Origin of the sequence: Persicobacter diffluens, assembly GCF_036244895.1 — a bacterium.
Classification (GTDB): domain Bacteria; phylum Bacteroidota; class Bacteroidia; order Cytophagales; family Cyclobacteriaceae; genus Persicobacter; species Persicobacter diffluens.
The window spans coordinates 871,498-890,162 of the sequence record NZ_BQKE01000001.1; the positions used below are offsets into that span (position 1 = coordinate 871,498).

Below are 18,665 nucleotides of genomic sequence, written 5' to 3' on the forward strand. Positions count from 1 at the left end.
CTACGATGAAAAATATTTATCTATTTCTATTTTTGTCATTCTTTGGCATTAGTAATGCTATTGGGCAATGTTTATCCATTGATGTTTCCAATTCTGAGGATATTACTTGTTTTGGTGGTGCCGATGGGAAAATTAAAGTAAATGTAACAGGGACAGGTCCTTTTCGATATAAGTTATTTATCTCTTCAGCCGCTGGTGATTTTGATATAGCCGATTTTCCCGGCGAAACAGCAACAGAGTTTGAATTTAGTTTAGCAGCGGGAACCGTGGATCCAATGTTTGGTGGCATCTATGCTAATTTAACTTATACGGTCAGAGTACAATCATCTGATATTTTAGATATTCCAGGTGGTTGTTTCAATAATCTGACCAAAAATATCTCTTTGAGCCAACCCCCTTTGCTTGTTCCAGAAAGAGCAGGTTTTATTTTAGAGGATAATAATAATTGTACCCCAACTTATGATGGTGCGATAAAAAATATTATTGCTAATGGAGGAACTCCTCCTTATACCGTTGATTTGAATGGGCCTCAAGCCGATTCCCAATCAGGTGTAGGGGCTAATACGGCTATTGAATTTTTGCAACTAATCCATGGCACTTACTCTCTGACTTTTACGGATGCAAATGGGTGTATTGTATCCGAACAAGATCTAGTGGTTGGAGATGCGCGAAATATAAATGTTCCTTTATTGGATGCCAATAGTAAAACGGTTTGTTTTGCTGATCCAATTCCAACCTTTACGGCAACTATTGACGCCACTGGAACAGGAATAAATTGGTATTCCGATGCTGCCGGGACTAATTTGATCGCCACGGGGGTTACATTTAATCCAGCGACTGATGGAGGCGCGGGCGCAGTTAATACCTATACATACTATGTGACGCAGGAAAATACAGTCACTGGATGTGAAAGTGATCCGGAGCCTTTTACTTTGGTTATTAATGAGTTGCCAACCTTAACTTTATCAGCTATTTCGGTAGATGCTTGTGATAATTTTGACCTGCAATCCTTAATAACTGATTTTGATGGTGCAAATACTTATGAATATTATTTAGGGGATCCGGATGCTTCAGGGACCTTACTTCCTGGTAGTACCGTTTCAGATTTAGGAACAAATACCTATTATATAAAGGTAGAGAATGGATATTCTTGTACCGTGAAGGAGGCTGTTGAGGTAACCATTGATGAAACTCCAACCGCTGATGCTGGTGACCCCGGGCAGGTGTGTCAGGTAGATATTCCAGGAAATACTTTTGCATTTACAACGTCTTCTTTAACAGGTACTGGAGCTACAGGAAATTGGACTCATGATGGAAATGGGGCGTTTAATGCTTATGATCCTGCAGATCCTTCTACCGCGGTTTATACATTTGCGCTTGGCGATGAAACTTTAAGTCAAATCACATTTACTTTGACTGTTTCCTCTCCTAATGGGAATTGTGCTCCCGTGACGGATCAGGTTATTGTTCAGATAAATGCAACTCCAATTGTTGACGCCGGAACTGATCAAACGGTTTGCTCTAATGAGGTAGTGGCATTGGATGGTTCATTTTCAGGTGGTGCGACCGGGATTACCTGGACCACTTCTGGTGATGGAATTTTTGATGATGTGTCAGATCCAAAGTCAAACTATACGCTTGGGGTAAATGATATTTCCTCAGGTTCAGTGACTTTGACAATGACCTCTAATGTTAATGGGAGCTGTGATGCAGTTACGGATGATGTGGTTATCGATATTGAATTAGCTCCAATCGCTGATGCCGGATCTGATCAGGATATTTGTGCCGGTTCCGATGTGACGTTAGCCGGAGCTATTTCCGGAGGCGCAACTTCAGCGACCTGGTCCACAGCCGGAGACGGCTCTTTTAATGATGCCACAAGCTTAACGGCTGTTTATACGCCAGGCTCAGGTGATATTGCCAATGGAAGCGTAGTATTGAGACTGACGACCAACGCGGGAACGGAATGTTTGGCGGATTCAGATAATATGACCGTGAATATCGACGCCCTTCCGGTAGTAGATGCCGGGTCAGATGCCACGGTTTGTTCTTCCGCGCTTTCATACACATTAGCGGGAACAATCACGCCAAATACAGTAGGTGTTACCTGGACCACTACGGGAGATGGTTCCTTTGATGATGCGACTAAACTGGATGCGGTTTATACTTTCGGAACCAATGATTTGGCCGGAGGGACAATCACCATGACCCTGAGTTCTGATGTGAATGGAACTTGTGGGGTTCAGACAGATGATTTGCAATTAACAATTGAGGAAGCTCCAATCGCTGATGCCGGATCTGATCAGGATATTTGTGCCGGTTCCGATGTGACGTTAGCCGGAGCTATTTCCGGAGGCGCAATTTCAGCGACCTGGTCCACAGCCGGAGACGGCTCTTTTAATGATGCCACAAGCTTAACGGCTGTTTATACGCCAGGCTCAGGTGATATTGCCAATGGAAGCGTAGTATTGAGACTGACGACCAACGCGGGAACGGAATGTTTGGCGGATTCAGATAATATGACCGTGAATATCGATGCGCTGCCAGTAGTGGATGCCGGGGCAGATGCCACGGTTTGTTCTTTCGCGCTTTCATACACATTAGCGGGAACAATCACGCCAAATACAGTAGGTGTTACCTGGACCACTACGGGAGATGGTTCCTTTGATGATGCCAGCAAACTGGATGCGGTTTATACCTTCGGACCCGGCGATTTGGCCGGAGGGACAATCACCATGACCCTGAGTTCTGATGTGAATGGAACTTGTGGGGTTCAGACAGATGATCTGCTATTAACAATTGAGGAAGCTCCAATCGCTGATGCCGGATCTGATCAGGATATTTGTGCCGGTTCCGATGTGACGCTAGCCGGCGTTATTTCCGGAGGCGCAACTTCATCGACCTGGTCCACAGCTGGTGACGGTTCTTTTGATGATGCCACAAGCTTAACAGCTGTTTATACGCCAGGCTCAGGTGATATTACCAATGGAAGCGTAGTATTGACGCTGACAACCAATTCGGGATCAGAATGTCCACTGGCAGAGGATAATATGACCGTGAATATCGATGCGCTGCCAGTAGTGGATGCCGGAGCAGATGCCACGGTTTGTTCTTCCGCGCTTTCATACACATTAGCGGGAACAATCACGCCAAATACAGTAGGTGTTACCTGGACCACTACGGGAGATGGTTCCTTTGATGATGCCAGCAAATTGGATGCGGTTTATACTTTCGGAACCAATGATTTGGCCGGAGGGACAATCACCATGACCCTAAGCTCTGATGTGAATGGAACTTGTGGGATTCAGACGGATGATCTGCAATTGACGATTGAAGAATCACCAATCGCAGATGCTGGATCTGATCAGGATATTTGTGCAGGTTCAGATGTGACGCTGGCCGGAGTTATTTCCGGAGGGGCAACTTCAGCGACCTGGTCCACAGCTGGTGACGGTTCTTTTGATGATGCCACAAGCTTAACAGCTGTTTATACGCCTGGCTCAGGAGATATTACCAATGGAAGCGTAGTATTGACGTTAACGACCAACGCGGGAACGGAATGTTTGGCGGATTCAGATAATATGACCGTGAATATCGACGCCCTTCCGGTAGTCGATGCCGGATCAGATGCCACGGTTTGTTCTTCCGCGCTTTCATACACATTAGCAGGAACGGTCACGCCAAATACAGTCGGCGTTACCTGGACCACTACAGGAGATGGCTCCTTTGATGATGCCAGCAAACTGGATGCGGTTTATACATTCGGACCCGACGATTTGGCCGGAGGCGTAATCACCATGACCCTGAGTTCTGATGTGAATGGAACTTGTGGGGTTCAGACGGATGATATGGAATTGACGATCGAAGAATCACCAATCGCAGATGCCGGTGCCGATCAGGATATTTGTGCAGGTTCCGATGTGACGCTAGCCGGAGTTATTTCCGGAGGCGCAACTTCATCGACCTGGTCCACAGCTGGTGATGGTTCTTTTGATGATGCTACAAGTTTAACGGCTGTTTATACGCCTGGCTCAGGAGATATTACCAATGGAAGCGTAGTATTGACGCTGACGACCAACGTGGGAACGGAATGTTTGGCGGATTCAGATAATATGACCGTGAATATCGACGCCCTTCCGGTAGTAGATGCCGGGTCAGATGCCACGGTTTGTTCTTCCGCGCTTTCATACACATTAGCGGGAACAATCACGCCAAATACAGTAGGTGTTACCTGGACCACTACGGGAGATGGTTCCTTTGATGATGCCAGCAAACTGGATGCGGTTTATACATTCGGACCCGACGATTTGGCCGGAGGCAACATCACCATGACCCTGAGTTCTGATGTGAATGGAACTTGTGGGGTTCAGACGGATGATATGGAATTGACGATCGAAGAATCACCAATCGCAGATGCCGGTGCCGATCAGGATATTTGTGCAGGTTCCGATGTGACGCTAGCCGGCGTTATTTTCGGAGGCGCAACTTCATCGACCTGGTCCACAGCTGGTGACGGTTCTTTTGATGATGCCACAAGCTTAACAGCTGTTTATACGCCTGGCTCAGGAGATATTACCAATGGAAGCGTAGTATTGACGTTAACGACCAACGCGGGAACGGAATGTTTGGCGGATTCAGATAATATGACCGTGAATATCGATGCGCTGCCAGTAGTGGATGCCGGATCAGATGCCACGGTTTGTTCTTCAGCACTTTCATACACATTAGCGGGAACAATCACGCCAAATACAGTAGGTGTTACCTGGACCACTACGGGAGATGGTTCCTTTGATGATGCCAGCAAACTGGATGCGGTTTATACATTCGGATTCGGCGATTTGGCCGGAGGGACAATCACCATGATCCTGAGTTCTGATGTGAATGGAACTTGTGGGGTTCAGACAGATGATTTGCAATTAACAATCGAAGAAAGTCCAGTTGTTGACGCCGGGGCCGACCAACAAATCTGCGCTACTGATATCATCACATTGGCCGGAAATATTTCCGGCGATTACGATACTTTTGTTTGGTCTACTAATGGAGGAGACGGGGTATTTACAAACGAGAATACTTTGACACCAACTTATACTCCGGGTGTTGGAGATATTGCCAATGGTAGTGTGAACATTATGCTCTCCGCAGAAAAGGCGGGTGGAATTTGTGGGATCATTTCTGATGACTTAGATGTAGTAATCAATAATTTAGAGTTTTCGGTAATTGCCAATCAATCAGCATGTGAATCTTTTGATTTGAATAATGCCGTAGATCAGCTAACCTCTGGCGCTAACCTTACTTTTTACGACGGCGATCCAAATGCAGGAGGCAATGTAATTAGCGCAGTAGTTACTGCTGATGGAGCGTATTGGGTTGGAGCCACTTTAGGGTCTTGTTCGGAAGCATTACCGGTGAATGTGGTGATTACACCCTTGACTAATGTGACGTTCAATGTTACTCAGGTTGAAAATCAAAACGATCGAATCGTATTTGCCATTACCTCTGACGGAGTGACTGACTTACATGGAATGCAGTTTTCTGTACAATGGGATGATATGATTTTTGGGAACCCAATGGTGAATAGCTTTAATAGTGCTATTTCACCAGCGATTAACCCAACAACGGATATTGTATTTGCCCCCGGTAATTTGACTTTTAGCTGGAGTAGTGATGCCATAAATGCCCAAACCCTCGCTAATGGGGAGGTTTTATTTGAAATTCAATTGGACCGATTAACCTGTGGGGGAACCGGTAATATCGCTATTTCTTCCATCCCAACGGCGATTGAGGTGATAGTCGGAGATGCTTTGTGCCAGGCGAATGTTTCTACAAACGACTCTGATTTTGGAATTATTGACCCGGTGGTAGTGACCCTTGATAGAAGTCAGGACGAACAAAGTTGTAATGGAAATGATGGAGAGATTGAAGTTTCTGCAACGGGTGGTGATTTGAACTATACCTTCATTTGGGCAGATGATGCCAGCATAACGATTGGGGAAAGAACAGGTTTAGCGCCTGGTTCTTATGAAGTCATTGCCAGAGATGGATTCGGTTGTGAAAGTGCGCCTTTAGTAGTGGTTATTAACCCTTCTACTAATTCTCCGATTTTAACTTTAGAGGAAGTACGAGATGAAACGGTGTGTAATGCAGCAGATGGTTATATTTTATTGAAAGTAGAAAATGGAACCCCTGATTACACCTTCGTTTGGGCAGATGATAACACCATTAATTCTGGAGAACGAAACAACCTGACTCCCGGAGATTATGAGGTTCATGTTACGGATGCAAATGGATGTAATTCAAATACTTTGAATATTACGGTTAATCCATCGGCAGATGGACCGGTGGTTACTTTTACCAAAACCGATGAGCAAAACTGTAATAGTCATGATGGAACTATTCAGGTTCAGGTATCAGGTGGAACAGCTGATTACACTTATGTTTGGGCGGATGATAATACCATTACCACAGCTGAGAGAACAGGCCTAGCTCCTGGGATTTATACAGTCACAGTGTCTGATGCTAACGGATGTACGGCAAGTCCAGTAGATATTGAGATTTTACCATCATCTAATCGTCCGGTAGTTTTAGTCGACGATAAAATAGATGAGGGTGGCTGTAATGCCAATGATGGAGAAATTACTTTGTCAACTACTGACGGGACGGCACCATTTACCTATCATTGGGATGATGCTCCTTCAGAAACTTCTAACTATAGAAATAACCTTGCCCCTGGTGATTATGTGGTGAGCAGTACTGATGCCACAGGTTGCACCAGTGATGCAATTACCGTGACTATTTTACCTTCTTCTGATCAGCCAATCATTACTTTGGAGGACAGTGAGGATGAAAGCACCTGTAATGCCAATGATGGTAGTCTTGAGATTTCGGTTCTTGGTGGTGATGGTAATTATACTTATGCTTGGGAAGATGATGCTTCAATCAATCTGCCAATTCGTACAGATCTAGCGCCGGGGACTTATACCGTTACAGTTACAGAGGGTAATGGTTGTGTGAGTGATCCATTTTCAGTTGAAATTCTTTCAGCGCCAAATACTCCTTCAGTTCATTTAATTACAAAAACAGATGAGACGGGCTGTAATTTGAATAACGGTACTATTGAAGTTGAAGGCCAGGGAGGTCTTAGCCCTTATACTTATGTTTGGGCGGATGACGCTTCAGTTACAGCAGCAACAAGAGATAATTTAGCCCCGGGGACTTATGAAGTTTATGTTCAGGATGACAATGGTTGTCAAAGTACTTCCATTGCTATTGAAATCTTACCTTCATCTGACACGCCAATAGTTGTCTTGGACAATAAGGAAGACGAAAAAGAGTGTAATGGGAATGATGGAACGATCACCGTTGAAGGTCAGGGTGGAACATCACCATATACTTACATTTGGTCAGATGATGCCGCTGAAACAGCGGCAATCAGAAGTAATCTTGCACCTGGAGTTTATGAAGTTCAGGCAGTGGACGCGGCAGGTTGTACAAGTACCCCGATTTCGATAGAGATTTTACCTTCTTCAGATACTCCAATGATCAGTTTGGTTGAAAAAATCGATGAGACAGGTTGTAATCTAGGAGATGGAACGATTGAGGTAGCAGGCCAGGGTGGTACCGGAGTGAATTATACCTATAAGTGGTCAGATGACGCTTCGGCAACGGAAGCAAGAAGAACTGGTTTGGCTGTGGGAGAATATACCATTAGCGTTATTGATGAGGCAGGTTGTGAAAGCGAGGCGATTGTAGTGGAAATTCTTCCATCCACCAATACTCCTGTAATTGTATTGGATGACTCAACGGACGAAACCAGCTGTAACCTGAACGATGGAACCATTACGGTTTCTGGTCAGGGCGGAACAGGTAACGGATATGTTTTCAACTGGTCAGATGATGCCTCTATTACGGATGGTAATAGAACAGGATTGGCTCCTGGCGACTATACCGTAAGCGTTCAGGATGATGCAGGTTGTGAAAGTACCACCATTACCGTGACCATCAATAGAGCGTCAGATGTACCGACAGTTTCCATTGATGAGGTAATCGATGAGCAATCTTGTAATGCCAATGATGGTGAGATTCGCGTTTCCGGCCAAGGCGGCAGCACAACCGGATACACCTTTATTTGGGAAGATGATGCGAGCATTACGGTTGGAGAAAGATTAAATCTTGCTCCTGGTGATTATACCGTGAGTGTTCAGGATGCTTCAGGTTGTATTAGTGATGCAGTGTTAGTAACGGTGAACCCATCGGGTGATGCCCCAACCATTGTATTGGATACTAAAACCGATGAAACAACTTGTGGAGCTAATAACGGAACGATCACCGTTGCAGGTCAGGATGGAACAGCACCATATACTTATATCTGGTCAGATGATGCCACTGAAACAGCGGCCATCAGAACTAATCTTGCTCCGGGAATTTATGAAGTTCAGGCAGTGGACGCGGCAGGTTGTACCAGTACACCGATTTCAATAGAGATTTTACCATCTTCAGATACGCCAATGATCAGTTTGGTTGAAAAAATCGATGAGACAGGTTGTAATCTAGGAGATGGAACGATTGAGGTTGCTGGCCAGGGTGGTACCGGAGTGAATTATACCTATAAGTGGTCCGATGACGCTTCGGCAACGGAAGCAAGAAGAACTGGTTTGGCTGTGGGAGAATATACCATTAGCCTTATTGATGAAGCAGGTTGTGAAAGTGAAGCGATTGTAGTGGAAATTCTTCCATCCACCAATACCCCTGAAATTGTATTGGATGACTCAACGGACGAAACCAGCTGTAACCTGAACGATGGAACCATTACGGTTTCCGGTCAGGGCGGAACAGGTAACGGATATGTTTTCAACTGGTCAGATGATGCCTCTATCACCGATGGTAATAGAACAGGATTGGCTCCTGGCGACTATACCGTAAGCGTTCAGGATGATGCAGGTTGTGAAAGTAACACCATTACCGTGACCATTAATAGAGCGTCAAATGTTCCGACAGTTTCCATTGATGAGGTAATCGATGAGCAATCTTGTAATGCCAATGATGGCGAGATTCGCGTTTCCGGCCAGGGCGGCAGCACAACCGGATACACCTTTATTTGGGCAGATGATGCAAGCATCACGGTTGGAGAAAGACTAAATTTAGCTCCTGGTGATTACACCGTAAGTGTTCAGGATGCTTCAGGTTGTATTAGTGATGCAGTGATAGTAACGGTGAACCCATCGGGTGATGCCCCAACCATCGTATTGGATACTAAAACCGATGAAACAACTTGTGGAGCGAATAACGGAACGATCACCGTTGAAGGTCAGGATGGAACATCACCATATACTTACATTTGGTCAGATGATGCCACTGAAACAGCGGCTATCAGAAGTAATCTTGCACCTGGAGTTTATGAAGTTCAGGCAGTAGACGCGGCAGGTTGTACCAGTACCCCAATTTCGATAGAGATTTTACCATCTTCAGATACGCCAATGATCAGTTTGGTTGAAAAAATCGATGAGACAGGTTGTAATCTAGGAGATGGAACGATTGAGGTTGCAGGCCAGGGTGGTACCGGAGTGAATTATACCTATAAGTGGTCCGATGACGCTTCGGCAACGGAAGCAAGAAGAACTGGTTTGGCTGTGGGAGAATATACCATTAGCCTTATTGATGAGGCAGGTTGCGAAAGTGAGGCGATTGTTGTTGAAATTCTTCCATCCACCAGTACTCCTGTAATTGTATTGGACGATGCGACAGACGAAACCAGCTGTAACCTGAACGATGGAACCATTACGGTTTCCGGTCAGGGAGGAACAGGTAACGGATATGTTTTCAACTGGTCAGATGATGCCTCTATTACGGACGGCAATAGAACAGGATTGGCTCCTGGCGACTATACCGTAAGCGTTCAGGATGATGCAGGTTGTGAAAGTACCACCATTACCGTGACCATCAATAGAGCGGGAGATGTTCCGACAGTTTCCATTGATGAGGTAATTGATGAGCAATCCTGTAATGCCAATGATGGCGAGATTCGCGTTTCCGGCCAAGGCGGCAGCACAACCGGATACACCTTTATTTGGGCAGATGATGCGAGCATTACGGTTGGAGAGAGATTAAATCTTGTTCCTGGTGATTATACCGTTAGCGTTCAGGATGATTCAGGTTGTGTGAGTGATGCAGTGGTAGTTACGGTGAACCGAGCGGGAGATGTCCCAACGGTAGTGTTGGATAATAAAACAGATGAATCCACCTGTAATGGTAATGATGGAACGATCACCGTTATCGGTCAGGGTGGAAACGGAAATTATACATTTGCCTGGGCAGATGACACAGATATTACCATTGGAGAAAGAACGGGATTATCCCCGGGAATTTATACGGTAACAGTAACAGATGATGCTACCTGTATGAGTGATCCTCTGGATATTGAGATTTTGCCGGCAAGTGATGGACCATCGGTTGTTTTGGTGAGCAAGCAGGATGAGCAATTCTGTAATGCCGAAGATGGTGCCATTGAAGTGGCTGCTGAAGATGGCGACGGATCTTACACTTATATTTGGTCAGATGATGCGAGTCTGAACACCAATGTAAGAACCGCATTGACTCCGGGAATTTATGCCGTTAGCGTTGAGGATGGAAGAGGCTGTATAAGTGATGTCCTGGAAATTGAAATTCTTCCGGCAACCAATTATCCGGAGGTTACCTTAGATTCCAAAGTGGATGAGTCCGATTGTGAGGCTGCGGACGGTCAAATCACCGTGGTGGCTTCCAATGGAAGTGATACCAATTACACTTATATCTGGGCTGATGATGCTTCGGTAAATAGTGCAACAAGAACAGGATTAACTGCTGGAACTTATCAGGTAGTGGTTCAGGATGGTAATGGATGTCAATCCGATCCATTATTTGTGGAGATCGAAAATCCGGATCATTGTTTTGAGTGTTCCAGAGATTTGATTACCGCCGTTTCTACCAATGCAGAGAAATGTAATGGATCTGCAGATGGCGCCATCGTTGTTCAGGTTACGGGAGCACCAAATGGAACCGTATTCTTCTATGAAATTGATGGTGATCGTGGAACTTTCACTACTCCATTTATTGAGGTTACTACCATTAATGGATTGGGGATATCGGCCGGAACCTATCAGGTTTTGATTGGAATCGATGGGGGAGATGCGGATTGTATCCAGGAGAAGACCGCAAACGTTTCTACGGCCCTTGGCCTGAATACTTCTTTCGATGTGAACGATGCTTCTTGCGACACGGCTGACGGAACGATCAGAACCATTGTGACGCCTACGACCGGAACAGAATCTTTTGAGCTATTTGATAATGCACAAAATTCCATTGCGACTAGTTCTACAGGCTTATTTGAGAATTTAGCAGCAGATGAATACTATGTTCAGGTAACGGATGAAGACTGTTCTACAGAAATGTTGAGAGTGGTTGTTGGTGATGATTGTGGATCTGTGGTGGACTGTAGTACACTGGAAATTGAAGTAAATGCTACCAATCCAACCTGCGACAAGCCTGAAACCGGAATGATCGTGCTGACGCCTAATCAAGCGGCTAATTTCACTTATCAATTGATTACGGCCGAGGAGACGATTGAGCAGGATAATGGTTTATTCCAGAATTTACTTGCGGGTGAGTATACTTATATTGTGACTTCCGCTGATAATAACTGTCAGAAGTCGGGTAAAGTATTCTTGGATGGTAATTCGGATATTGATGTTCAATGGTCCATTGAACCATCTTCATGTAATAATAATGATGGTGAAATTCACCTTCGCATTTCGGGCGGTGAGCAACCATATGCTTATAAGTTTAATGGACAGGATTACTCACTACCTGAGGATGGTATTATACCGGGCTTGTCAAGAGGGGAATATGTCTTTGAAGTAATCGATGCTAAAGGATGTTCTGTCATCAGGGAAATAGAGGTTACCTCTCCTGATTTGGTATACTACAGAGACCCTATCATTACCCCTCCTTCTTGCGAAGGAAATGGAAAGGATGGAGCCTTTACCATCAGAGTAGATGAAGCACAAACTTCTGCCCCAGCTCCATATTATATTTCCCTAAATGGGGGAGCATTTGAGCAGATGTTTGATAAGAAAATGACTTATGAGGGCTTGACCAATGGGGAGTATCAAGTGGTATTAAAGGCTGGTTCTCCTGATGCAGGCTGTCCTAATGAATTGCTTGTTTCTATCACAGGTGGGGTTTTATCCGTAACCTTTGATGTAAATACTACCGATCAAGGCTGTATTGATGAATCAGCAATGGTGGAGGTAACCAATATTTTTGGAACGGCAGAGGTGGAAACTACGCTTCAGTTATTCAAAAAAGTAGGTTCATCAGAGTCATTGGTGGAGGAAATCACAGAGGATTTTACCGACTTCAATACTTTCACTTTTGATCAAAATATAGTTCCTGGAGATTACTTTGTGAAAGGTTTCCAATTCGTAGCCGGCTGTACGGTAGAATCCAGGTCTGATGTTTACACCATTATTGGTCCGGGCAGTGAAATGGCGATCGAAGGTATCGAAGTAATTAGGTTATCTTTTGAAGACCGTGGTTCAGGTATTATTGGTGTGAAGGATTTCTTCCGATCTGGTTTGGGTGGCTATGAAGTGAGAATTCATCAAATTGCGCCAGAAAAACCAGGACAAATACTACCAGAACAAGATTGGATAGCCATAGACGATCAAAGAATTATCGGAGACGTTTATGAAGAGCAATGGGAGCAGTTACCAGCGGGTAGTTACCAAATCGAATTCAGAGATCGCAAAGGTGAAGGCTGCTTAGTGATCAGTGAAGAAATTTACCTGGAGGCTGACCCAAGTGTTTGGATTCCGAATGTCTTTACCCCTAACGGAGATGGCGTTAATGAAACCTTTTATGTTCGAAACATGCCGGAAGGAGATGAAGAAGGTGGTTGGAAAATGGTGATTACCAATCAGTGGGGTGGCATTGTTTATAAGAATGACGATTACAGAAAAGAGAATGCCTGGAGAGCAAATGGCTTGCCGGACGGTACTTATTTCTACTCTTTAGATGCCAAAGAACACGGGAAGTTCAGTGGTTGGGTAGAGGTCTTTAAAGGGAGGATATCATCAAATTAATAAAAAAAAGGTCGGGCATTTGCCCGACCTTTTTTTATAGTGATCAATTATAAATCCTGCAGAAATGCCAGGGTATCGACATTGTCTGCGAAATCATCGATTTCGGGGGCCTGCGCTTTCCCAAAAGGAATGTATGGAGTAGCATTACCTACCACGCATTGAATCTTTTCCTGATGCTGGGAAAGGTATTGCTTAATGTCTTCCTCCGTTTTATAGGTTTCGTAAAACAAAACACTAATAGGGGAAACCATAGCCTCTGATTGTTGAAGCAGCAGAAAGCCGGAATCCAGGTGAGGCACTCGGTTGACTAGCAAAATGGATTTATTGTAATCATAATTATTGGCATACTTATGATGATCTCCTACCGCTTTATAAGATTGAAGGGCATCTAAAAAAGGGGTGAAGTTATACCCTTCCGGTACCAGCACTTTGGAGATATTTCGACAACCTAAACCGAAAAAGGTGAAAATGTCTTTCCCCAAGCCCTTAAAATCTTCTTCGGATTCATTTCCCGTAAGAATGGCCAGTGAAGTCCTGTTTTTTCGAATGATATTGGGCTTCTTGCTGAAATAATGGTGGAAATAACGAGCCGTATTATCACTTCCAGTGGCAATAAAAGCATCGGCATCATTCAACCTTTCCGCAATGGTAATTTGTTCATATAGAGGTGGGCAAATCTCTTTCAGGCTATTGATGATGAATTTCATCAACACTTCATCCTGGCCGCTGAGTTTAATCAGGGCCCGGTGTCCGGATAAAAGTACGCAAAGCAAATCATGGAAACCTACCATGGGAATGTTGCCGGCTAATACCAATCCGATTTTTTTATCGCTGAAATTATTGGAAAGCCCCTGGTGCTGTTGGCAAAGCTCCTGTAATTTTGATGCTTCTAAAAAAAGTAAAATACCATTAAAGGCTTCTTCAACATTGGAAGGGGTGAACCAATTGTTTTTTGACTCTGCACTGAAAAATAAACCTTCTTTTTCTGCATTTGAGAGCCCTCTGAGGTATTGCCCCAAAGCCGCTAATCCTTTTATTCGTTCGCTGACTGTCATTTATTTCATGTTTTTCGAACAAATATAATACACATTTCTGTTAGCAGATTGACTGTCGCAAATTTATTGTCTCTGGGTCGTAATATTAGAATTTAACAAAATCTGCTTATTTAAAATGATTAAAATCAGTAAAGCCGATGCTGATTGTAAAAAAAATACTAATTTTGGCTTTCCATTACGAATAGTGTAATTAAATAAAGACGTGATATTATGGCAATTATGATTACGGACGAATGCATCAATTGTGGTGCATGCGAACCTGAATGCCCAAATACCGCCATTTATGAGGGAGGTATTGAATGGAACTACAGCGATGGGACGAATCTTCGTCAAATCGAGCTGGAAGATGGTTCCTCGATGGAAGCTTCAGCAGAACAGGAGCCGTTGTCGGATGAATTCTACTATATTGTGAGCACCAAATGTACCGAGTGTATTGGATTTCATGAAGAGCCACAATGTGCTGCGGTTTGTCCGGTGGATTGTTGTGTAGATGATCCTGATCAGCCTGAAACCGAAGAGGAATTGTTAGCTAAAAAAGCTTGGCTTCATGCCGAATAAAAAAAAGCGGGTAGATCCCCGCTTTTTTTGTTTTATACCATTTTTTGTCTTTTTAATAAATAGGAGAGCAATACCTGTTCATAATCTCCATTAATATCAACTTCCACAAAATCAATTTTTGCCAGGCCACACCTCATTTTTAGTTTTTCAAAATAGGATTTGGTGGCTTTCTGATAATATTCCCGAATTTGGCTTGGGTGTGCCTTGATCACCTGATCACTCTCCACATCAATAAATTCATAAGGGCGATCCTCGAATTCAAAATCCATTTCTGTTTTATGATCCGTAATATGGAAAAGTAAAACTTCGTGTCGTTGATGTTTGAGGTGTTGCAGTGCCTGAAATAGCTGATTCTGATTTTCCCTGCGGTCAAACATATCGCTGAAGATAATGACCAGGGAACGTTTGTGAAGCTTAGTCGCAATTTGATGTAACACATGCGGAACATCCGTGCTTTTATTTTCAGACGGCTCCTCCATAATTTGCTCAATTTGTAAAAGCAGCTTATGCAAGTGGGTGCCGGAAGATTTTACAGGCGTCTGAATCTCCAGATCTTCAGAGAAAGTGGTTAAGCCCACCGCATCTCTTTGCTTTTGAAGCAGGTGAGCCAGGCTAGCGGCCAGAAGCAGAGAGAATTTGATTTTATCTCTTTGTGGACGTGGATAATGCATGGAAGGAGAGTTGTCTACTACAAGCATGCATCGCAAGTTGGTCTCTTCTTCGAATCGTTTGGAATACAACCGATCCGTTTTTGCATATACTTTCCAGTCAATATTCCGGGTGGATTCTCCGGCATTGTAGAGCCTGTGTTCCGCAAATTCTACAGAGAAACCATGATAGGGAGATTTATGTAAACCTGTAATAAAGCCTTCTACCAGTTGCTTGGCTAATAATTCCAGTGACCCAAATTGATTGATGGAGGAGAGATCGATTTTCATATTAATTAAAAAAAATACTTACAATTATAACGGAAATCTGCTTCGGTGCGTCACTTTATTTTTGAAATTATTATACAAAATATTAAATTTTATGGGCTTAGACTTGCAACTTAACAAGGAGGAGCTTTATATTAGTCCTATCATATGTGTGATTTTTACATTTTTTTTAACGAATTGTTGGACACTTAAATAATTGGATTGTGGAAGAGCACAAGGATCATAAGGGTGAGATATACTCGCGTAGGGTACGTGCTGGAAAAAGAACCTATTTTTTCGACGTTAAAGCAACGCGCTCTAATGATTATTACTTAACAGTTACAGAGAGCAAGCGTCGTTTTAAAGACGATGGTGATCAGTTTTATGAAAAACATAAAATTTTCCTGTACAAAGAAGATTTTAACAAATTCATTAATGCCCTGCAAGACACAGTAGGTTTTGTGAAGGAAGAGTTGATGCCTGATTTTGATTTTTCTCAATTTGATGAAAATGATGAGGTTTCGGACAATTCGTATGATGAAGAAGTTAAGTGGAATGTCTAATTCCGAAGAATAAGAAGTAGGTCTTTATAGATCTGAAAAAAATAAACCCGTCAATTTTTATCAATTGTCGGGTTTTTTGATTTAAAAGTTAGCGAATAATAGCACTGAATGAAATGCGGCACAATCTGACCCTTTATGTAATTCTTGGTTTTCTCATATTCATTGGGCTTGCCTGGCTCTTCTCGGATATTTTCGTTTATGTGACCATAGCACTGATTGTCTCCACCTTCCTTAGTCCGCTAACGAATTATTTTTCCCAACGCAGAGCTTCCGGCTGGAGACTGTCGCGGGTCACCTCTGTTTTATTGTCTTATCTCATTTTTAGTGCCGTCATTACGCTCTTTATATTGCTGTTTGTGCCCCTCATCTCTGAGCAGATTGACGTTTTAAGCAAACTGAATGTGGATGATCTCATTGACAAAGTCTTGGAGCCTATTGCTTATGTGGAAGACTTTTTAATAGAGAATGGACTTAGCCGTAAGCCTGTTGGCTTTTTGGAAAGTGCTATTGGCAATAGTATAGAGGAACTTTTTAGCAGCATCGAGTTTTCCACCTTGGTGAATAATGTCATTTCTTTGACCGGAAACTTATTGGTTGGCGTACTGGCCGTATTTTTTATCAGCTTTTTCTTTTTACTGGAAAACGGTTACCTCCGAAGAAAGGCGATTTCCTTCGTTCCCAATAAATATTTTGAGCTTTTTGTTTCTACTTTCCAAAAAGCAGAAAAGCTGTTGACTAATTATTTATTAGGGTTGCAATTGCAAATGTTCTCCATTTTTGGTTTGGCCGCAGTTGGCCTTACGATTGTCAATATTAGGTATGCGGCCACAATTGCGCTTTTTGCCGCAATTGCCAACCTTGTTCCCTACCTTGGGCCACTCTTAGGGGCGATTTTTGGGATTATTGTGGGAATTTCTACCAGTGTAGATCTTTTTACTTATCACGATTATTTAATCATGATTATTAAGATCGCATCGGTCTTTGGCTTGGTACAATTAATAGACAATTTAGTCTTGCAGCCGGTTATTTTTTCAAAAAGTATAAAAGCGCATCCTCTTGAAATATTTATTATTATCTTTGCAGGCGCAAACTTATTAGGCATTGTGGGCATGGTTTTCGCTATACCTGCCTATACAATTTTGCGCGTTACTTTTGTAGAGCTTCGTGAAAGCTACAAACAGTACTATATTTTTAATCGGAATTAGAATAATTATATTATAAATCGCATATGGCACTTCAATGTGGTATTGTAGGTTTACCCAATGTGGGGAAATCGACGCTTTTTAATGCTTTGGCTAATAATAAGGCTGAAGCGGCCAACTTTCCTTTTTGTACTATTGAACCAAATGTAGGGGTGATTTCTGTCCCGGATCCTCGCCTTGGTGAATTGGAGGCCCTGGTTAATCCTCAAAGGGTAATTCCTACTTCTATGGAATTCGTGGATATTGCGGGCTTGGTGAAAGGAGCCAGCCGTGGGGAAGGTTTAGGGAATAAGTTTTTAGCCAATATCCGTGAAGTAGATGCTATTGCGCACGTGGTAAGATGTTTTGATGATGAAAACATTGTACACGTGGATGGTCGCGTTGATCCAATGGCGGATAAAGGGGTGATTGATGCTGAGCTTCAGTTGAAAGACCTGGAGTCTATTGAAAAACGTCTTCAGCGGGTAGAGAAAATTGCTAAATCAGGTGATGCAGACGCAAAGCGTGAGGTAGCGGTTTTAAAAATGTATACTGAAGCATTGGAGAACGGCAATAATGCCCGTTCAGTTGAAGCTTCAGAGGAAGATCTTGAAATTATTGGTCATTTGAATTTGCTGACCATTAAGCCGGTGATTTATGTGGCCAATGTGGATGAAGAAAGTATTCACACTGGAAACGAATTCGTAGATGCTTTGCGTGAAGGCGTGAAAGACGAAAACGCTTTGGTCATTACCGTATCTGCGGCTATTGAATCTCAGATAGCAGAGATTGAGGATAAAGAGGAGCGTGATATGTTCCTGGAGGAGTATGGCTTACAGGAGTCTGGCTTGAGCAGATTGATTCGCGCTGCTTATGAGATCCTGAACCTGATTACTTACTTCACCGCTGGGGTTCAGGAAGTTCGTGCCTGGACGATTGAAAGAGGATGGAAAGCGCCACAGGCAGCTGGGGTCATCCACACTGATTTTGAGCGTGGCTTTATCAAGGCTGAAGTCATTAAATTGGGCGATTATCAGGAATTTAAAACCGAAGCGGGTTGCCGTGAAAATGGTAAAATTTCAATAGAGGGTAAAGAATATATCGTAAAGGACGGAGATATTATGCATTTCCGTTTTAACGTTTAATAGAACTTAAAAGGAGCTTGTATTGAGCTCCTGAAGTTGAAATTTGAGGAAAGGATAGGCATTATTCTTTCCTCTCATTTGTAGTTTCAGGGTGTGTTTGCTGGGTTATTATTTCCTAATAAAAATCTAATTGA

Annotated in this window: 7 protein-coding genes; 5 read left to right on the plus strand and 2 right to left on the minus strand. The window is 43.3% G+C overall.

What is annotated here, in order from left to right:
- The first annotated feature begins 5 nt into the window (after positions 1-5).
- Positions 6-13,115 (plus strand): T9SS type B sorting domain-containing protein, encoded by a 13,110-nt coding sequence (locus AAA970_RS03690; RefSeq protein WP_338236022.1) that lies wholly within the window; start codon positions 6-8, stop codon positions 13,113-13,115.
- 47 nt (positions 13,116-13,162) lie between these two features.
- Here the strand turns inward: AAA970_RS03690 and AAA970_RS03695 are convergent, their stop codons facing one another.
- Complete coding sequence (locus AAA970_RS03695; protein ID WP_338236023.1) at positions 13,163-14,170, minus strand: acyl-CoA reductase; 1,008 nt, start codon at positions 14,168-14,170, stop codon at positions 13,163-13,165.
- A 210-nt stretch (positions 14,171-14,380) separates the two neighbouring features.
- Between AAA970_RS03695 and AAA970_RS03700 the strand changes: the two genes are divergently transcribed.
- Entirely contained in the window at positions 14,381-14,728 is a 348-nt protein-coding gene (locus AAA970_RS03700) for a 4Fe-4S binding protein (protein WP_053404056.1), read from the plus strand.
- Between the two features lie 32 nt (positions 14,729-14,760).
- Here the strand turns inward: AAA970_RS03700 and AAA970_RS03705 are convergent, their stop codons facing one another.
- Positions 14,761-15,666: a DUF58 domain-containing protein gene (locus AAA970_RS03705; protein WP_053404057.1), complete on the minus strand. Its 906-nt coding sequence runs from the start codon at positions 15,664-15,666 to the stop codon at positions 14,761-14,763.
- 200 nt (positions 15,667-15,866) lie between these two features.
- On the opposite strand from AAA970_RS03705, the gene AAA970_RS03710 reads away from it, so the two are divergent.
- From AAA970_RS03710 to ychF, 3 genes are all read left to right on the plus strand, one after another.
- The gene (locus tag AAA970_RS03710; protein ID WP_053404058.1) at positions 15,867-16,205 is read left to right on the plus strand and encodes a DUF3276 family protein; all 339 of its coding nucleotides are present in this window, start codon (positions 15,867-15,869) and stop codon (positions 16,203-16,205) included.
- A 113-nt stretch (positions 16,206-16,318) separates the two neighbouring features.
- Positions 16,319-17,410 carry an AI-2E family transporter gene (locus AAA970_RS03715; protein ID WP_338236024.1) on the plus strand — a complete coding sequence of 364 codons (1,092 nt, stop codon included), beginning with the start codon at positions 16,319-16,321 and terminating at the stop codon, positions 17,408-17,410.
- 23 nt (positions 17,411-17,433) lie between these two features.
- Entirely contained in the window at positions 17,434-18,531 is a 1,098-nt protein-coding gene (gene ychF, locus AAA970_RS03720; protein WP_053404060.1) for a redox-regulated ATPase YchF, read from the plus strand.
- Positions 18,532-18,665 lie beyond the last annotated feature (134 nt).

Bases quoted from the DNA above. Each gene is read 5' to 3' on its own strand.
- AAA970_RS03690 (WP_338236022.1), top strand. From the start codon at position 6: ATGAAAAATATTTATCTATTTCTATTTTTGTCATTCTTTGGCATTAGT.
- AAA970_RS03695 (WP_338236023.1), bottom strand. From the start codon at position 14,170: ATGACAGTCAGCGAACGAATAAAAGGATTAGCGGCTTTGGGGCAATAC.
- AAA970_RS03700 (WP_053404056.1), top strand. From the start codon at position 14,381: ATGGCAATTATGATTACGGACGAATGCATCAATTGTGGTGCATGCGAA.
- AAA970_RS03705 (WP_053404057.1), bottom strand. From the start codon at position 15,666: ATGAAAATCGATCTCTCCTCCATCAATCAATTTGGGTCACTGGAATTA.
- AAA970_RS03715 (WP_338236024.1), top strand. From the start codon at position 16,319: ATGCGGCACAATCTGACCCTTTATGTAATTCTTGGTTTTCTCATATTC.
- ychF (WP_053404060.1), top strand. From the start codon at position 17,434: ATGGCACTTCAATGTGGTATTGTAGGTTTACCCAATGTGGGGAAATCG.